Raw genomic sequence first — 16,423 nt, 5'->3', positions numbered from 1 at the left:
CGGAAATTTGCTTCATCACTATTTGGTAATCTCAATGCTGCCAGAAGAGGTACGGGCTTTAATCACTTCCCGGCTCACCATTGGCGATTCAGGTACATCTACATCTCCGGAAGTAGCCTTAGCATCATAGATTCCTTCAAAATCAGGTGCAGCCTGAATGAAAATATCGCCTGATGTTCCAGATGCACTAATCGGTGCGGAATGGGATTGTTCAATATGAATGCTACCTGAAGTGAATTGAACATCGGCTGCACCGTTTAATTCGGTGATTTTAATATCTCCTGATTTAATCTTGCTGTCTACATGACCCACAATCTGATCTGCCTTGAAGCTTCCGGATGTCTGTTTTACAGTCATGTCTCCATCAATCATGGAAGCGTTAATGTTACCCGAAGTTAGAGAAAGTTCAATCTTGGACGCATGGATATTTTCCAGACGTATGGAACCTGAGGTATTATTCAGCTCAAGCTGATTGGCATTTAGACCGGTCAGATCCCAGTCACTTGAAGAGGAGTCCAGCTTAACCTCATTTAATTGGTGTCCTTCAGGCAAGGCAACCGTTATTGTGGAGTCTTGATCATTCCAATACAGGGTGAAAAATTGCAATCGTTCACGTTCTGTCTGAGACAGTTGGAATGTGCCGTTGGATAAAGTGGCCTGTTCGAAGCTTCTGACTACGGCAGGGTCCCATTTGCCATCCACTTCAATATATCCGTTCGAATCCGGGCTTACGACAAATTCAATATCTGCACTGAAATTAGCATTCATGATCATGTTCTGCAATTCATCTGCTTTGAAATCCCATCGTTTGGAATACTGTTCTCGTTTATCCCCGAATTGAACGCCATAGATGGATGTTCCAAGCAAACCTATTCCGATACAGATCACGGCGAGCGCAAGCCATTTTTTGGTGCTCATGCGGCAACATCTCCTTTCATCGTGTTTTTATTCCATTGAATGTATTGTAGTGTGATATTTTTGAAGGCTCTAAAAACGTACTTCGATGCTATGGCAAAACAAATGCCGACACCGAATGCGCCAATCGCAACGAAAATCTCTGCTTTATCGAGTTGGCCAAGGAATACGAAGTCCACAACTGCTGCCACTGGAGCCAATACCAGCAAGGATAGGCTGGCAACCGTAAGCCATACTGACCATAGAGTAAGACCAAGTGGAATACCTAGCATCAGATTCAGGAATAACAGGCCAACGGCGGTGAAGAAGTTGCGAGTAGCTTTGGTGCTGTTTCTAGGAGACCGCATTTCCTGATATGTCGGTGCATAGAATGCATCTGAACCTGGTGTATGAATGTCATAACGATCACCGAGTGCTTCCTTGGCGATTTCTTCCGGCTGCCCCAGTTCCCGAGCGATCTCTTCTTCCAGTCTGCCTTCTCTGAGTCCAAGCTCGAAATGTTGATCATAATCTGCGAGCAATTCGGCTCGTTCCTGCGGTTCCATTGGCCGTAGATGAATCTCCATGGCTTGCATAAATTGTTGTCTATTCATTGTGAGTTCCTTCCTCAATCAGATTTGCGACATTGCGCACAAATTCATTCCACTCCGTCGTCAGTGCAGTCATGTAGTCACGACCTGTATCGGACAGTCGGTAATACTTGCGCGGCGGACCTTCACTTGATTCTTGCAGGTAGGTGGTGCAGTAACCGTCACTCACAAGCCGGCGAAGCAAAGGATACAGCGCACCTTCAGCAACTTCGATATGTTTGGAGACCGCCTGAGCCAGTTCGTAGCCATACCGATCCTGGCGGTTGATTAATACCAGGACGCACAGCTCTAATACTCCCTTTTTGAACTGGATGTTCACATTCACACAGGTTCCTCCTTAATAGCCTTATTTATCGCTAGTGTTTATTATTCAGTAGTGGTGAATTCATCATAGCATTCAGTACTGTTTAATGCAAGGTAGTGATTTTAAAATAGTTCCGTATCCTGAAATATCGTTGATTTGTTCGTATGATGTTGATACTCAAGCCGAAGCTGTTTGTTTAGCTATCATTCAGCATAAGCAAAAACCGGATCGGTTGCTTCCGCCTGAAGGCGGATTCCGATCCGGTCTGAGAGATGAACTTTTGTATCTGTGACTTATCGATTAATCTCTACACGTTAATCCTGTGCGTCCAGAACTTTAAGATCTTCCACAGCAGGGCCCTCAATTACATGACCTGCATAATTGAAGCGGGAACCATGGCATGGGCAATCCCATGAAAGCTCGCCTTTGTTCCATTCGACTTCGCACCCCAAGTGAGTGCAGGTGGTATCCACCAGGAACAGCTTGCCACTGGTGTCCTTGTAGGCGCCAGCCCGTTTACCATTATGACGAACGACAGCTCCTTCATCTTCGCCAATATCGCTAACGCTTTTGTGCACAATACCCACTTTGCCAGAGATCAATTCCTTGGCGACATTCATATTTTCCACAATAAAGTGCTTCATGCCAGGGTCAGCTTTGAATCTTGCCGGATCGAATACAGCGGCATGAGGATTGTCACTTCCGGTGATGCGATCTGCGAGAAGGTGCCCGGCCATTGTACCCGTCGTCATTCCCCATTTGGCAAAACCGGTCGCCACGTAGACACGTTCATGTCTTCCCGTAATCGGTCCGATGTAAGGCACCTTGTCAATGGAGATCAGATCCTGGGCTGACCAGCGATATGGAATGTTGCGGATGCCAAATGTCTCCGCCGCGAACTGCTCGAGGCGTTCATAATGACCGAAGGTACAGATGCCTTGTCCGGTTTTGTGATTTTCTCCCCCGAAGAGAATGAGTTCTTTTCCATCATGAAGGACAGTACGCAGAGATCGGTACGGTGTATCGTCCGAGATGTACATGCCACCAGCATAGGGTTTCTCCGGTTCGACTAAGACAGCATAGGATCGCTCTGCGTGTAATCGTGTGAAATAAAATCCGGGATCATAGACGGGGAAATGGGAAGCTACGACGACATGTTCAGCCGTAACAGATGGGCCATCTCCATAAGTTCTGACATGCAGTAAAGCATCTTCCTCTACATCCGTAACCGTCGTATGCTCGTAGATCTGTACCCCTTGTTTCACAGCGGAATCGAGCAAATAGTGCAGATAGGCCAACGGATCAAAGCGTGCCTGACCCGGCATGCGAATACCTGCCCTGGCGGGAACTGGAATAGGGAGCGGGTCTACCCACTCACCAGGGATATTGAGTTTGCCATAGGCGGTCAGCTCGATCTCCAGTTTTTTGATGTTTTCCTCTGATTGAATATAGACGTAGGCATCTTCCTCTGCCCATTGGCAATCAATTTGTTTTTCCTTCACCAGATTGCGCATCCATTTGGCGGCTTCGGCATTGCCTTCGTAATACATCCGGGCCTGTTCTTGTCCGAAGTGATGCATAATCTCATCAAATATGACGCCGTGCTGTGCAGATACCTTGGCAGTGGTATGACCGGTCGTGCCATCCAACACTTTTCCAGCCTCCAGTACGACCACACGCATACCCGTCTGGGCCAACAGATAAGCGGTAGTAATCCCTGCAATACCGGCACCGATAATCGCTACATCGGCGGTGATATCTTCGGTCAGTTTCGGATAGGTATTGAATTTATGCGAAGCACGCCACAGTGATTCGGGGACGGGCGGCAGACCCGTCTTGGGATGCTGATTGTCGCTCATTAGTCTTCCTCCTTATTTATCTTCATTCGGTTGATTCGCATATCGTTCAGTGCACATCGTTGTACTCTTAATCATGATTGCCAGACTATGCCAGGAAAAAACGGTGCGGTTCAGATTTTGCATAGGAGATGTTCACAATTTCCTGCGCAGGACCTCTGTTTTTTTTGTTAAACATGCTATATGATAGGATTACCGAAACCGTTTTAGGTTTTAGGAGGAGATAGAATTATATACCCGGAAACGTTGATTATAAAAGGGTTATTCTATCCATTGGAAGAACAAATTTATCCAAATTTACCCTCGTTTTTTATTCATGTATGTATTCGCTATCATTTTGAATTTAGCGAGTTTTGAGAAACGTCCTAACTACCGATAACCAAAGGAGATTCACTATGACCACCAACCAAACGAAATATCCGTTTCAAGATACAGCACTAGACTTGGATTCCCGCGTGAAAGATCTTGTATCCCGCTTGACTGAAGATGAAAAAATTGAATCCATGCTGCAATATCAGCCAGCAGTAGATCGCTTGGGTGTGCCTGCTTACAAACACGGAACAGAAGCGGCACATGGCTTGGCCTGGCTTGGCGAAGCAACATCCTTCCCACAACCGGTGGGGCTGGCATGCACATGGGATACGGATCTGATGAAGGAGATTGGCTCCGTTCTCGGAGATGAGGCACGTGTATTTTATAAACGCAATCCGGCAGTGAACGGTCTTACGCTGTGGGCACCTACAGTGGATATGGAACGTGACCCGCGCTGGGGACGGAATGAAGAGGCGTATGGGGAAGATCCGGAACTGACAGCGGAGCTGACGACAGCATTGGTCAAAGGAATTCAGGGCGACCATCCCAAGTATTACAAAGCGGTAGCTACGTTGAAGCATTTTCTTGCGAATAATAACGAAGTGGATCGTGGAAGTGGTTCATCCAGCATCGATCCGCGCAACATGCGTGAATATTATCTGAAAGCATTTGAGAAGCCGTTCAAAGAAGGCGGCGCACAGTCCATGATGACTGCGTACAACTCCATTAATGGTACGCCAGCATTGTTGCATCCTTTTGTAAACGAGATTGTCAAAGGCGAATGGGGTATGGATGGTTTCATTGTCAGTGATGCAGGCGACGTAATGGGCATCAAGAACGATCATCAGTACTATGATTCCCACACACCGGGTACGGTAGAGTCCGTAAAGGCAGGAATTGATAGCATCACCGATGATGCTGAGCTGTCCAAACAGGCACTGCGTGAAGGGTTGGAACAAGGCACACTCACGATGGATGACATCGACAAGGCGTTGTTTAATACGTTCCGTGTGCGTTTCCGTCTGGGCGAGTTCGATCCAGAAGAAGGTAATCCATACGCGACTATTGGTGAAGAGTCCATGATGACGGAGAAAGCAAAAGAACTGTCGCTTCGAGCTGCGAGAGAACAAGTGGTATTGCTCAAAAACGACAAAGGCACACTGCCGCTGGACAAAACGAAGGCAGGTAAAGTGGCTGTGATTGGTCAATTGGGCGGAACCGTCTATCGTGACTGGTATGCAGGTACCATGCCGTATAATGTAACCCCGCTTGAAGCAATCCGTGGCAAAGTAGGCAGCGATAATGTGGCGTTCAAGGATGGAAATGATCGCATTACGTTAACTTCCGTAGCCAATGGGAAGAAGATTGGACTGGCGGATGGTGAGAAATCACCTGTTATTGCATCGGGAGAAGCGGAGACGTTCATGGTGTCCGACTGGGGCTTCGGAAGTTATACTTTGCAGGCCGAAAGCAACGGCAAATATCTAACGACTGATGAAGAGACCGTAACAGCTTCCGCTGATGAAGTGTATGGCTGGTTCGTGAAGGAAGTATTCCACCTGTTGCCACAACAGGATGGTAGTATAGGTCTGACTACATGGAATGGCAAAACGTTGACTGCACCTAATGGTGGAAACGATGCATTCGCAGTGTCAGAAGAACTGAAGACTTTCGGTGCCACAGAAACATTCAAGCAGGATGTGGTTGTGAACGGAATTGAGGAAGCGGTAGCAGCTGCCAAGGCTGCGGAAACGGCGATTGTCTTTGTTGGTAATAATCCGCTTGTAAACGGGAAAGAAGAGATTGACCGTCCAAGTCTTGATCTCGCCGAATCCCAGCAACGTCTGGTTGAGGCGGTCTATGCCGCGAACCCGAACACGGTTGTCGTCATTGTAGGTAGTTATCCGTTCACGTCCAATTGGGTTCAGGAGAACATCCCTGCGGTATTGTATACTTCACACGCAGGACAGGAACTGGGTAACGCAGTAGCTGACGTTTTGTATGGCGACTATGCGCCAGCAGGCCGTCTGAACATGACATGGGTACAATCCGCAGATCAATTGACCGACATCAAGGATTACGATATCATTCAATCCGGTCGGACGTATCAATATTTTGAAGGCAATGTACTATATCCGTTTGGACATGGTCTGACGTATGCAACGTTTAAATACAGCAATTTGGAACTTAACCCAGCTCAAGTTGATACAGCGGGCAACGTAACGGTAACCGTCGATGTGACCAATACCAGTTCAATCGCCAGTGACGAGGTTGTACAGTTGTACGTTCGTGCAGGCAAATCCCGGGTGAAACGTCCACTCAAAACGTTAAAAGGATTCCGTCGTCTTCCTATCGAAGCGGGAGCTACAGCTAAAGTCAGCTTTACCTTGCCTGTTCAGGAACTGGCAATCTGGGATGTAACACGTGATCGATATGTCGTGGAAAGTGGAACTTACTCTATTATGGTGGCCAAGTCATCTTCCGATGTTCAACTGGCTGCAGACCTCACGGTAGAAGGAGAGACGATCCCAGCTCGTAATCTAGGCGTGGCTACCCGTGCCGAGAATTATGATGCTTACCTGGGTGTTGATCTGGATGAGAGCAAAGAGGGTGGCAGTGCTGTCCGTGTAGTTGGAGAGCAAGGATGGATTGCCTTCAAAGATGCCGATCTGGGTAGTGGGGCAGCAGCAATGGAAGCACGTGTCTCCGCAGAACAAGCTGGCGCTGTGTTGGAAGTGCGACTCGGCTCACCGGATGGTACACTCGCAGGACGTGTGGAACTGGTACAAGGCGCAGCCCAACAGTGGTCTACCGTGAAGGCAGAACTCACAGGTGCATCAGGCGCGCAGGATGTATACATTGTGCTGTCGGCAGGTGTACGTATCAGCCATTTCCAGATTCGTTAAGTCAATAGCACATGGAAAAGCCTCCGAATGCATTCGGAGGCTTTTGTTCGTCTGTACGCCTTTTTATTTTCCGTCAAACGTAATCATTTTTTGCACAAATTGCTTCAATTGTTTGTTGGTTTCGTTCAGCTGCTCAATTGTGCTCATGAAATTGTTTACGAGTTCAGCCTGCTCTTGAGAGCTTGCCGTGATCTCACCCAGTTCATTCTCCATGCCCTGAATGGATTGTCGAACGGATAGAAGAGAATCTTCAATACGGGCCGTCGCTTCCTTGGTGTCCACAGACAGTTTGCGAATTTCTTTGGCAACAACGCCAAAACCTGCACCTGCTTCACCTACACGAGCCGCTTCAATGGCCGCATTTAAGCCGAGCAGATTCGTCTGTTCGGAGATTTCACGAATGAAACTGGCGACCTGAGTTACATTTCCTGATTTCTGTACGGCTTGTTTGGAGTTGTTCCGGATCTCTTCGGTTGTGGCACTGAGTTCCTCGGAGTGTGCAGCTACATGCTGTACACTGTCAATTAACTGGTTGGTCAGATTTTCGGTAACATCCATGAGTTGTTGCAGCTGGTCCTGGTCATCCATACTGTAGAGCAGATTAAATAGGGCGATGACTTCACCTTGTTCATTTTTAATAGGAATAAAAGCTACATCAAAAGGAACACCAAACAAATCTTTAGGATAGTGATCGAATCGTTTGACTGTACCGCCGTTGAGATCAGCAAAATTTCGATTTACATCTAATAGAGGGTCGCCGGGTTGATAATTCAGTTGCTTTAATGATTCTCCTGCTGAGAAATATAAGAATTTTTCATGATCAATAACGGAGAGGGTTACATCCTGACGAATCGTATCTCGAAAGAAAGGCATACATGTAATTAAAGCTTGAACAATATCCATATAAAAGATGATTCCTCCCTGATTACCTTATGTAAACGGTTAAATTTTAAATGCTAAATTAATAACTACCTATATAATATATCGTCATGCAATAGAGAAGAAAATAGAGAGAATGGATAAATCCTATTTCTTTAAGGCAGATCTCTATACGCCAAAAAGACACAAGTCCGCTGGGGGACTCATGTCTTGATAATTGGGGAGGGGGAGTACAATCAATGTTTATGGCATACTGAGCTGCATCGTAACGATAGTCTGAGTGGCTAGTGTTGCACTAACATCAATCAAGCGTTGATTCCGACTGCCGCGAAAGGGTAGAGAGACGTCACGCTCAGCTTGAATATATCGCCCATCGATAATAACGTCGCATAGTCGGGCAAGCTGCGCTCTCGCAGGGTCAGTAACAAGCTCTTCATATGCGAATCCGGTATAGGCCCATACTGTCATATCAGGACGTGCAGTGCGGAGCTGCTGAATCCAGTTCGCACATTCTGCTGCCGAGAAAAAGGGATCACCACCACACAACGTCACGCCATCGAGCAACGGATGGTTCGTCACTTCATGCAGAATCTGCTGCTGCCGCTCCTCTGTAAAAGGCTCACCCGCCCGAAAGCTCCACGAATCCGGACTGAAGCAGCCCGGACAGGCGTGGCGGCAACCGCTGATGAACAACACCGCACGCAGGCCGATCCCCTCATTCACCGATTCCGGGATGTATCCATATAGATTCATCGGTGTTTCACCCGATCCCGTACTTCGGCCTGCTTCGCAGCATTGAAGCGCACTTTGTAATCTCCGGTCAGATAGCCGGTTACACGGCGTAACCGCTGGAAGTGTACATGGTTCTCATGGGCTTCGCAGCCTGGGCATACATCCCCGATAACACCTTCATAACCGCATGCAGGGCAGCGATCAATCGGATGATTAATGGAAAAATACCCGATATCCTGCGCCAGTGCATATTGCACGATTCGAAGGAAAGCTGCGGTGTTGGCTCGAACGTTCCCGTCCAGCTCCACATAGGAGATTGCCCCCGCATTACACAACGTATGGAATGGGGCCTCCAGTTCAATCTTCCGATAAGCTGGAAGAGTGTGGTATACGGGGATATGGAATGAATTCGTATAATACTCCCGATCATTAACCCCAGGAATAAGCCCATACCGCGCTCTGTCGATCTTCGTGAATTTGCCGGACAGCCCTTCAGCAGGTGTAGCAAACAGGGTGATATTCAAGTTATGCTGCTCGCTCATCTGATCACAGAACTCTCTCATGGTGCGAATAATGTTCAGCGCTTCACGATGCACATGAGGGTCCTGTCCATGATGGCGTCCATAGAGAGCTGTCATACATTCTGCCAGGCCAATAAAACCCAGGGATAACGTACCATGTTTGAGCAAATCCCCAACGGGTTCATTCGGAGCAAGTTGCTCCCCGCCTTCCCATACACCCTCCCGCATCATGAAATCTGACGCCTTAGCAGGTTGAACAGTCTGGATACGGTACCGATGCAACAGACCATGCGCAGCATTTTGCATCACGGATTCCAGTGCAGTGTAGAATTCCGCCCGATCAGCAACCGCTCTGTTGCCCTGGCAGATGCCAAACCGGATGCCGAGCTTGACCAGGTTGATGGTATTAAACGACAGATTACCTTTACCACTTTGACGATTACGACCAAATCGGTCAGCCAGAGTACGTGTGCGGCATCCCATGGTTGCAATGATCGTATCCGGATCTTCCGGATGATAGAAAGGCAGATTGAACGAGGCATCCACATTGACAAAGTTAGGATACATCCGCCGGGATGAACAGGTGACCGCAAGGCGGAACAGATCATAGTTTGGCTCGCCATGAGCCTGATTGACCCCTTGTTTACATTGGAAAATATGCTGAGGGAACACGGGAGTTTCCCCGTTGCCCAGGCCGCGAATCGTTGCTTCGAGCAATGAACGTGATACCAACCGTCCTTCCGCAGAAGTACATAATCCATAATTCAGTGATGTGAATGGAATCTGTCCACCAGCCCGACTGCTCATCGTATTCAGGTTATGGATCAGCGATTCGGCAGCTTGTCCCGTCTCCAGTTCAGTCTCTTCATAGGCGAAGTCATATGCGCGTGGGCACTGAATCTTCGCTTCCATACTGTCCAGATGAAGTTGTTCATCTTCAATCAGGGCATTCTCACCAAAAAGTCGTTGTCCTTTGCGATAATGTTTGCGAAACGATCGCTGCACATAGGGAGCCAGATCCCAATCAATCTTATTGGCTGATACGCCGCCATACTGACTGTTCTGCTGGGATTGGAAGATGATTGCAACCAGAGCCATTGCAGACATGATCGTCTGAGGTGTGCGAACCGATCCGTTGCCTGTATTGAAACCCGCAGCAAGAAGGCGGTCAAACGGGATAAAGATGCAGTTGGTTGTGCCAAGTGCATACTGATCCAGATCGTGTACATACAGATCCCCGTTCTCCACAGCTTGAGCAAGCTCTTCCGGCAACACATGACGCAGAGCATGCCACTTGGCGGTCTCCGAACCGAGCCTGCTCATCTTGCCGCTGAAGGAGTCCCCGTTCAGATTCGCATTTTCCCTCAGCGTATCGGCATCTTCAGCGCCAATAATTCGTCTTCCCAGGTCGGATAATAGATCGGATGCCGGTGGAGTGGCATACTCAAGCAAGTTCATGTAAGGTTCCTCCTAAAATGATGTATTGATCATTTAAATTGCGTTAAATACTATATGTAGATTTGTATTATCCATTTATAAACTATATGTGGTTTTTTGGGTGTGATAATGGTCACACAACTTAATGGACAAAATGGACTTTCCTTTAATTACTGCGGATAAAGGTTCCCAAAGTCTGAGTAGAAGCGTATAATTTCTAGTTATTCTGCATGTAAAATATCCGAAGTTGGACAAGATGAACTTTGAGCCATTTGAAAAGGCAATTTGCAGTATATTTACGCTTGTTACGTTATCAGTTCATGACCTGCTTTTGTCCTAAAAGGGGCGATTGGCAGGGAGTATGATTCTCTTTTACTTCTACGGTGTTAATCATATAAGTATAGATTGTGACAGATATTCGGATTCTTGATGAACCCTTGTACATGATTAAACATTCTGATGTACAGATTTGAAAGTGCAGCTAAGACAAGAGGGGTGAATCATGGGGACGGCAGAAGGCATTACGAGAGGCTTCTATGAAGATATAAAGGAAGCTGCGGCCCATATCGTGGACGTATTAAGCGGGATATTGAAGGTCAATACCATCTTCGTTGCCACGAATGATGGGGTGACGAATGTCATTTTGGAGGCCTTTAATCGTACGGAAGAGTTGATTGTTAAAGGCAGTGAGCTTTCATTTAACGAATCATATTGCAGTCTGGTGTTAAGAGACAAAGGTAGCGTTCTTACCATTCAGAATACATGTGAACACCCAATGACAAGTTCCATGGATGTTACGAATGGGCTTGGGAGCCGTTTCTTCGTGGGTGTACCTATCATACGAAGATCTGGCGAAACATTTGGAACGATATGTCTAATGGACAATGCTGGTTATGTGATCAGTGAAACGGACATGAAGACGCTGAACGCGATGGCTGTCTTTCTGGGATATGTTGTGGATCTGGAGAGCACGCTGCATGTTCAGGAGCGAAAGTTGAGTGATTCGGAACGATTGCAAGAGCAGCTCCAGGCAGAGAAAGAACGAGCCGAATCGGAGGCCATGACCAAAGCACAGATGCTCAAACTGATGAGTCACGAGATTCGCAATCCGTTGAACGGCATTCTGGGGTTGACGGATCTAATGCGTACTCCGGATATGTCTGAAGAGCAATCAGAATATGTGAATATGATCGAGACGAGTGGCAACATACTACTCTCGCTCCTGAATAATATGATGAGCTTCAATATTAATGAGGCAGGCAAAACGGTTATTCATGATGATCCGTTTGATCTGGTCGGCACCATTGAAAATACCGTCTATCTCTATGCCGGAATGGCATCGGGCAAGAATATTGATCTGGGATTGAATCTTGATTTGAATGTATCGCAAGTATTTGTTGGTGATGAGATCAAGATTGGACAGCTGCTTGCACATGTCATTCAATATGCTCTCGATTCAACGCGTGAAGGCTCAGTTCTGATCACGGCCATGGTGAACGGCGAAGAGACAGAGGATATGGGTACACTTGCGCTCAAGGTGAAGTACACGGGTCAGATGGTATCCGATAAGAAGTTGCGTAATTTGAACGGCCAAGATGAAAATTTGGATATCCAAAAACTGATCGGAAGCAATCTGGGTTTGGCAGTAAGCCAAAATCTTGCCATTCTCATGCATGGGCGTATTCAGGTGAGTAGTGCGGGAGAGAATGAGACGGAATTCCATATTGCCCTTCCCTTACGCAGATACTGGGAGTTACCTCAACTTGCAAGTATTCAGCAGCGGTTAAAAGGGAAAAAGGTGCTGCTCGCCAAGGACCCGGATATATTGCAAGGCGTTTCTTCCCTGATGCGCAGATGGGAGATGGATGTGCATATGACCTCGGGTTCGAGTGTAGCACATGAGTGGATCAAGGAGGGCTTCAAGCCGGATGTAGCCGTTGTGGATATGGGACTTCAAGAGGGCGGCGCAGTTGATTTCGTACATGAAATGAAACAGCGGCTGGAGAATCTGCCCGTCATTGTTCTGGTTCCATATGGTATGCACATTGACCCGCACGAAGCGGAAACCTTTGATGCTGTTCTGACGAAACCGGTCAGACAAGCTGATTTGTTGAATGCATTGAGTATTACGCTGCCCTAAACGGGCAGCCGAATGGAAAGTTATCTCAGTTGGCGCACCTGCTACAGGTGCGCTTCTTTGTTTTTCCCTTTGCATTTATCCAATTTCTGCGCCAAAGCCCTTTTCATCCGAGCTGGTTACGTTACAATAGAATGTGTACTTCATCTTTATAACCAATAGAGGAGGATATGCAATCAATGGATTATCGCAGATTGGGTGGAAGCGGACTGAAAGTAAGCGAGATCAGCCTTGGAAGCTGGCTGACGTACGGAGGGTATGTGGAACGTGAAAATGCGGTGAAATCAATTGAAACTGCATTCGATGAAGGCATTAACTTTTTTGATACAGCCAATGTATACGAACGGGGTGCAGCAGAAGAACTGCTGGGACAGACGCTCAAAGCGTATTCTCGTGACTCCTACGTGCTTGCAACAAAAGTATTTGGCAAAATGGGGGATGGTCCGAATGACCAGGGGCTGTCTCGTAAACATATTAAGGAACAATGTGAGGCCAGCTTGAAGCGCCTAGGCGTTGAATATGTGGATATCTATTACTGCCATCGCTATCATACCGAGACACCAATTGAAGAAACACTCCGCGCACTTGATGATCTGGTACGTCAGGGCAAGGTGCTGTATGTTGGTGTCAGTCAGTGGACTGCGGCTCAGATGGAAGCTGCCTTGGGTACAGCAGATCGCTTGCTCTTGGATCATATCGTGGTGAACCAGCCCGTGTACAATATGTTTGATCGTTATATTGAAAATGAAATTATTCCGCTAGGTGAGCGTAAGGGTATCGGACAAGTCGTATACTCCCCGCTTGCTCAAGGTCTATTGACCGGGAAATATACTTCCGTATCAGATATCCCCGAGAACAGTCGTGCGGCTAAGCTAGGATGGGACGAAGGCAAGATCAATGCAGATCGCATCGGGAAAGTTCGCCAATTGATTGAAGTGGCGGACAAGCTGGACCTGAAGGTTGGGCAACTGGCCTTGGCCTGGATTCTGCGCCAGAACAATGTATCCAGTGCACTTGTAGGGGCGAGTCGTCCCGACCAGGTAAAAGAAAATGCGGCTGCATCTGGCGTGAAGCTGGATGCTACCATTATTGAGGAAATTGAAGGTATACTTTCCTGATTCCAGTCAGATATTGGGCTGGGATGATATGGAGTGAGATATAAAGCAAGGGATGTCCTGTACGCCTGTGATTGGCGTGCGGGACATCCCTTTTTCAATTGGAGCCGTCAGCTTTCCAGTGTAAGAGGCAAGGACCTTAAAGGTAAGACACATACACGGTTACGTCCTGTATTCTTGGCTTCGTATAGTGCACGGTCTGCCTGTTCGAAGAAGTCGTCATCGTCTTGCTCCACACAATGATCCGGATACACGGCTACGCCAATGGAGATGGTTAGACGTGTGGTGTGCCCGTCAGGCAGGGCAAAATGATATTTCTCTACTGCCTGCCGGATAGATTCGGCGGTAGCCATGGCCTGCCGTTGTCCACAGTCGAGCAAGAGTATAGCGAATTCTTCACCACCGTTTCTAGACACGATATCCGCAGAACGTGCGTGTTCAACAAGAAGTTGTCCGAGTTGCTTCAGAACGGCATCGCCAGCGGAATGACCAAAGGTATCGTTTACCTTTTTGAATCGGTCAATATCCATGGCAAGCAAGGACAGCTTTTGTTGGTAATCCCGCGCATGTTGAAGTTCCGATAGAAGTGACTTTTCGAACTGTCGTCGATTGCTAAGGTTGGTAAGATGATCGGTAGATGCTCTCCTCTCCAATAGAAATAACATTTCATTGGATTTATTGATGAATTCTGCGATGAAATAGATGAATATTCCACCGATGAAGGAAATGGTCATTTGTAACGGATATACCTTCATTAATGAATTCATGCTGTCTGTATTCAACATGAGGATGATAAAGATTAACGTTATGCCGAGCAGATTCATCGTAATAATTTTGGTCAGTCTGGACCAGGAAGCATAAGCGAAGTATACACCGGACAACCCGATTAGAGTCATGACAAATCCTGCATCTATGGCAGAGGATGACAAGCCAAACATCAGAATACGAAGGATCGAGAGCACAAGTCCCGTAACGACCGAAGCCAGTCCTCCCAGATATACCGCTGCGGTAACGATCGCCAGATGCCGTAGATCTACAATCGTACTCTCGTTCAGAGGGAAGGAATAGTTCATGAGTACTGTGCCATATATGCCGAATAATAAGCCGCCGATCAACTGAACACGTAACGAGGGAAAAGGCAATCGGATACTATAGAACTTTGCAATGATCCCGGATACATACATAAACGTAATCATGACACAAATATTAATGAAAAAAGTGCTAAACAACCGACATTCCCCCTTTTTACGCACATCCCTACATTTTATCTGAAAAGCGGTGTCGTAGCGAACCATATTATCCCAAATATATGAGGGGATTGCTGGGAAAGGTGTTTTATTTGCATTGCCAGGATGTTGGCGTGCATATTGACTTCGATATACAATAAGATTTATACTTAATCTAAATCAAAATGTAATCTTAGTTTTTTGGGAAAACCATCCTAAGTAGAAGATCAGTGTCTGATTTCATATAAAATGCATCAATATAAAGGAGAAATGGTTGTGAGAACTTTAAATCTGACGATACAACGGCAAGCGGTATATGATGTGGTGCGCCATTCGGAGGATCACCCGACAGCTGCTGATGTTATGAATCGACTAGTGGAACAAGGTTATAATCTGGCCTATGGTACGGTGTATAATTCTCTACGTTATCTGACGGATAAAGAATTGATACGAGAGCTTAAACTCGGAGAGACAGCAAGCCGTTACGATGCCCGGATGGACGATCATCAGCACATCATGTGTGAAGTGTGCGGCAAAGTGGACGAGGTGATGACAGAGGTTCCTCCACAATGGATGAAACAGGTAGCTGAAGAAACCGGATATGCAATCGATCATGCTCATGTGGTCTTTGGAGGTGTCTGCGGGGAATGCAGAAACAAACGGATCAAGTAAAAATAAAAGTTCCTGGCCGCCGCTTACCACTTAGGGTTAAACCTGCTTTGTCCGATGCAGCACCTCTTGTGGACAATTGTCCTGTTACACGACGGGTTATTCTGATAAGCCCGATGCCAGGGCAAGTTCATGAACTGGTAAAGGCCTTAACGGATAGCTGTTTCGATGTATTGGTCTTTCATCGATGGGAACCGGATCTGCATGAGCGTCTTGTCTTCGATCTGTTGATCTATGATCTGTCTGTTGCCGGAACGATCGATGCATTTGCCGGCATTAGCAGTCGATTGAATCGTGAGGCTGAGCATACAACCCCTTGTCTCTATCTGGTCGGTGAGAAGATGATCGGCAGCGCGAGTGGACCGATGCTTCAGGAGGAATTGCTGGTGTGGCCTGCACGCCCGCAGGAAGCTCTCTACCGGGTGCAGCGTATGATTGGCAACAGTCCCGCTCTGCCCAAACGTGGCTTTTTGCCTGAGGAAGGGCAGCGTGTCGGCTTCAAAGATCTGTGGCTTGATCGTGAACGGATGAGTGTGCAGCGTGATAATAACCGGATCCATCTAACCAAGACCGAATATGATCTGTTACTCAAGCTGATTGATGCCAAAGGTGCAGTCATTTCCCGTGAGGAGATGCTCAGCGATATCTGGGAAACAGACTTTACAGGTGGAAGTAATGTGGTTGATGTTCATATCAAAAGCTTGCGCAAAAAATTGGGCGATAACGCGTCTTCGCCGCAATATATCGTAACGGTAAGAGGAGTGGGCTACCGCCTGGCGGATTAGTCCGCTTTTTTTTATTGCCATGATTATCGTTCATATCAA

13 protein-coding genes are annotated in these 16,423 nt (G+C 47.1%); 5 read left to right on the top strand and 8 right to left on the bottom strand.

Annotated elements, in window-relative coordinates; all coding sequences use genetic code 11:
• Positions 1 to 18: 18 nt before the first annotated feature.
• The 4 genes from MKY85_RS27890 to MKY85_RS27875 all read right to left on the bottom strand — a co-directional run bounded on the left by MKY85_RS27890 (position 19) and on the right by MKY85_RS27875 (position 3,668).
• Entirely contained in the window at positions 19 to 918 is a 900-nt protein-coding gene (locus MKY85_RS27890; protein WP_342571284.1) for a DUF4097 family beta strand repeat-containing protein, read from the bottom strand.
• The gene (locus MKY85_RS27885) at positions 915 to 1,508 is read right to left on the bottom strand and encodes a DUF1700 domain-containing protein (protein ID WP_342571283.1); all 594 of its coding nucleotides are present in this window, start codon (positions 1,506 to 1,508) and stop codon (positions 915 to 917) included. Before MKY85_RS27885 ends, MKY85_RS27890 begins: the two co-directional genes overlap by 4 nt.
• The gene (locus MKY85_RS27880; protein WP_339257782.1) at positions 1,501 to 1,830 is read right to left on the bottom strand and encodes a PadR family transcriptional regulator; all 330 of its coding nucleotides are present in this window, start codon (positions 1,828 to 1,830) and stop codon (positions 1,501 to 1,503) included. Before MKY85_RS27880 ends, MKY85_RS27885 begins: the two co-directional genes overlap by 8 nt.
• Positions 1,831 to 2,123: 293 nt before the next feature.
• Positions 2,124 to 3,668 (bottom strand): FAD-dependent oxidoreductase, encoded by a 1,545-nt coding sequence (locus MKY85_RS27875; protein ID WP_342571282.1) that lies wholly within the window; start codon positions 3,666 to 3,668, stop codon positions 2,124 to 2,126.
• A 392-nt stretch (positions 3,669 to 4,060) separates the two neighbouring features.
• On the opposite strand from MKY85_RS27875, the gene MKY85_RS27870 reads away from it, so the two are divergent.
• Positions 4,061 to 6,883, top strand: a complete 2,823-nt coding sequence (locus MKY85_RS27870) for a glycoside hydrolase family 3 C-terminal domain-containing protein (protein ID WP_342571281.1) — start codon at positions 4,061 to 4,063, stop codon at positions 6,881 to 6,883.
• Positions 6,884 to 6,946: 63 nt separating this feature from the next.
• Here the strand turns inward: MKY85_RS27870 and MKY85_RS27865 are convergent, their stop codons facing one another.
• The 3 genes from MKY85_RS27865 to MKY85_RS27855 all read right to left on the bottom strand — a co-directional run bounded on the left by MKY85_RS27865 (position 6,947) and on the right by MKY85_RS27855 (position 10,473).
• Positions 6,947 to 7,786, bottom strand: a complete 840-nt coding sequence (locus MKY85_RS27865) for a methyl-accepting chemotaxis protein (RefSeq protein ID WP_339238416.1) — start codon at positions 7,784 to 7,786, stop codon at positions 6,947 to 6,949.
• A 219-nt stretch (positions 7,787 to 8,005) separates the two neighbouring features.
• Positions 8,006 to 8,515, bottom strand: coding sequence for an anaerobic ribonucleoside-triphosphate reductase activating protein (gene nrdG, locus MKY85_RS27860; RefSeq protein ID WP_342571280.1), 510 nt, complete (start codon positions 8,513 to 8,515; stop codon positions 8,006 to 8,008).
• Positions 8,512 to 10,473 carry an anaerobic ribonucleoside triphosphate reductase gene (locus MKY85_RS27855; protein ID WP_342571279.1) on the bottom strand — a complete coding sequence of 654 codons (1,962 nt, stop codon included), beginning with the start codon at positions 10,471 to 10,473 and terminating at the stop codon, positions 8,512 to 8,514. The genes nrdG and MKY85_RS27855 overlap by 4 nt, the downstream gene beginning before the upstream one ends.
• A 481-nt stretch (positions 10,474 to 10,954) precedes the next feature.
• On the opposite strand from MKY85_RS27855, the gene MKY85_RS27850 reads away from it, so the two are divergent.
• Together MKY85_RS27850 and MKY85_RS27845 are read left to right on the top strand one after the other, a co-directional pair.
• Positions 10,955 to 12,592: a histidine kinase dimerization/phospho-acceptor domain-containing protein gene (locus tag MKY85_RS27850; protein WP_342571278.1), complete on the top strand. Its 1,638-nt coding sequence runs from the start codon at positions 10,955 to 10,957 to the stop codon at positions 12,590 to 12,592.
• Positions 12,593 to 12,768: 176 nt separating this feature from the next.
• A complete protein-coding gene (locus tag MKY85_RS27845; RefSeq protein ID WP_342571277.1) occupies positions 12,769 to 13,707 on the top strand; it encodes an aldo/keto reductase family protein in 939 nt (312 codons plus the stop codon).
• Between the two features lie 107 nt (positions 13,708 to 13,814).
• On the opposite strand, the gene MKY85_RS27840 is transcribed toward MKY85_RS27845, so the two are convergent.
• Positions 13,815 to 14,933 (bottom strand): diguanylate cyclase, encoded by a 1,119-nt coding sequence (locus tag MKY85_RS27840; protein ID WP_342571276.1) that lies wholly within the window; start codon positions 14,931 to 14,933, stop codon positions 13,815 to 13,817.
• 273 nt (positions 14,934 to 15,206) lie between these two features.
• On the opposite strand from MKY85_RS27840, the gene MKY85_RS27835 reads away from it, so the two are divergent.
• Positions 15,207 to 15,602 (top strand): transcriptional repressor, encoded by a 396-nt coding sequence (locus MKY85_RS27835; protein ID WP_036612807.1) that lies wholly within the window; start codon positions 15,207 to 15,209, stop codon positions 15,600 to 15,602.
• Complete coding sequence (locus tag MKY85_RS27830; RefSeq protein WP_253441518.1) at positions 15,578 to 16,384, top strand: winged-helix domain-containing protein; 807 nt, start codon at positions 15,578 to 15,580, stop codon at positions 16,382 to 16,384. Before MKY85_RS27835 ends, MKY85_RS27830 begins: the two co-directional genes overlap by 25 nt.
• Positions 16,385 to 16,423 lie beyond the last annotated feature (39 nt).

The organism is Paenibacillus sp. FSL R5-0749, assembly GCF_038595085.1.
Taxonomy (GTDB): domain Bacteria; phylum Bacillota; class Bacilli; order Paenibacillales; family Paenibacillaceae; genus Paenibacillus.
The sequence above is the reverse complement of the archived record's forward strand: the minus strand, read 5'-3'. Positions and strand labels throughout refer to the sequence as shown.

Coding starts and splice junctions, on each gene's coding strand:
- MKY85_RS27850 (WP_342571278.1), top strand. CDS start 10,955: ATGGGGACGGCAGAAGGCATTACGAGAGGCTTCTATGAAGATATAAAG.
- MKY85_RS27855 (WP_342571279.1), bottom strand. CDS start 10,473: ATGAACTTGCTTGAGTATGCCACTCCACCGGCATCCGATCTATTATCC.
- MKY85_RS27870 (WP_342571281.1), top strand. CDS start 4,061: ATGACCACCAACCAAACGAAATATCCGTTTCAAGATACAGCACTAGAC.
- MKY85_RS27890 (WP_342571284.1), bottom strand. CDS start 918: ATGAGCACCAAAAAATGGCTTGCGCTCGCCGTGATCTGTATCGGAATA.
- nrdG (WP_342571280.1), bottom strand. CDS start 8,515: ATGAATCTATATGGATACATCCCGGAATCGGTGAATGAGGGGATCGGC.
- MKY85_RS27830 (WP_253441518.1), top strand. CDS start 15,578: ATGCAGAAACAAACGGATCAAGTAAAAATAAAAGTTCCTGGCCGCCGC.
- MKY85_RS27865 (WP_339238416.1), bottom strand. CDS start 7,786: ATGGATATTGTTCAAGCTTTAATTACATGTATGCCTTTCTTTCGAGAT.
- MKY85_RS27885 (WP_342571283.1), bottom strand. CDS start 1,508: ATGAATAGACAACAATTTATGCAAGCCATGGAGATTCATCTACGGCCA.
- MKY85_RS27845 (WP_342571277.1), top strand. CDS start 12,769: ATGGATTATCGCAGATTGGGTGGAAGCGGACTGAAAGTAAGCGAGATC.
- MKY85_RS27875 (WP_342571282.1), bottom strand. CDS start 3,668: ATGAGCGACAATCAGCATCCCAAGACGGGTCTGCCGCCCGTCCCCGAA.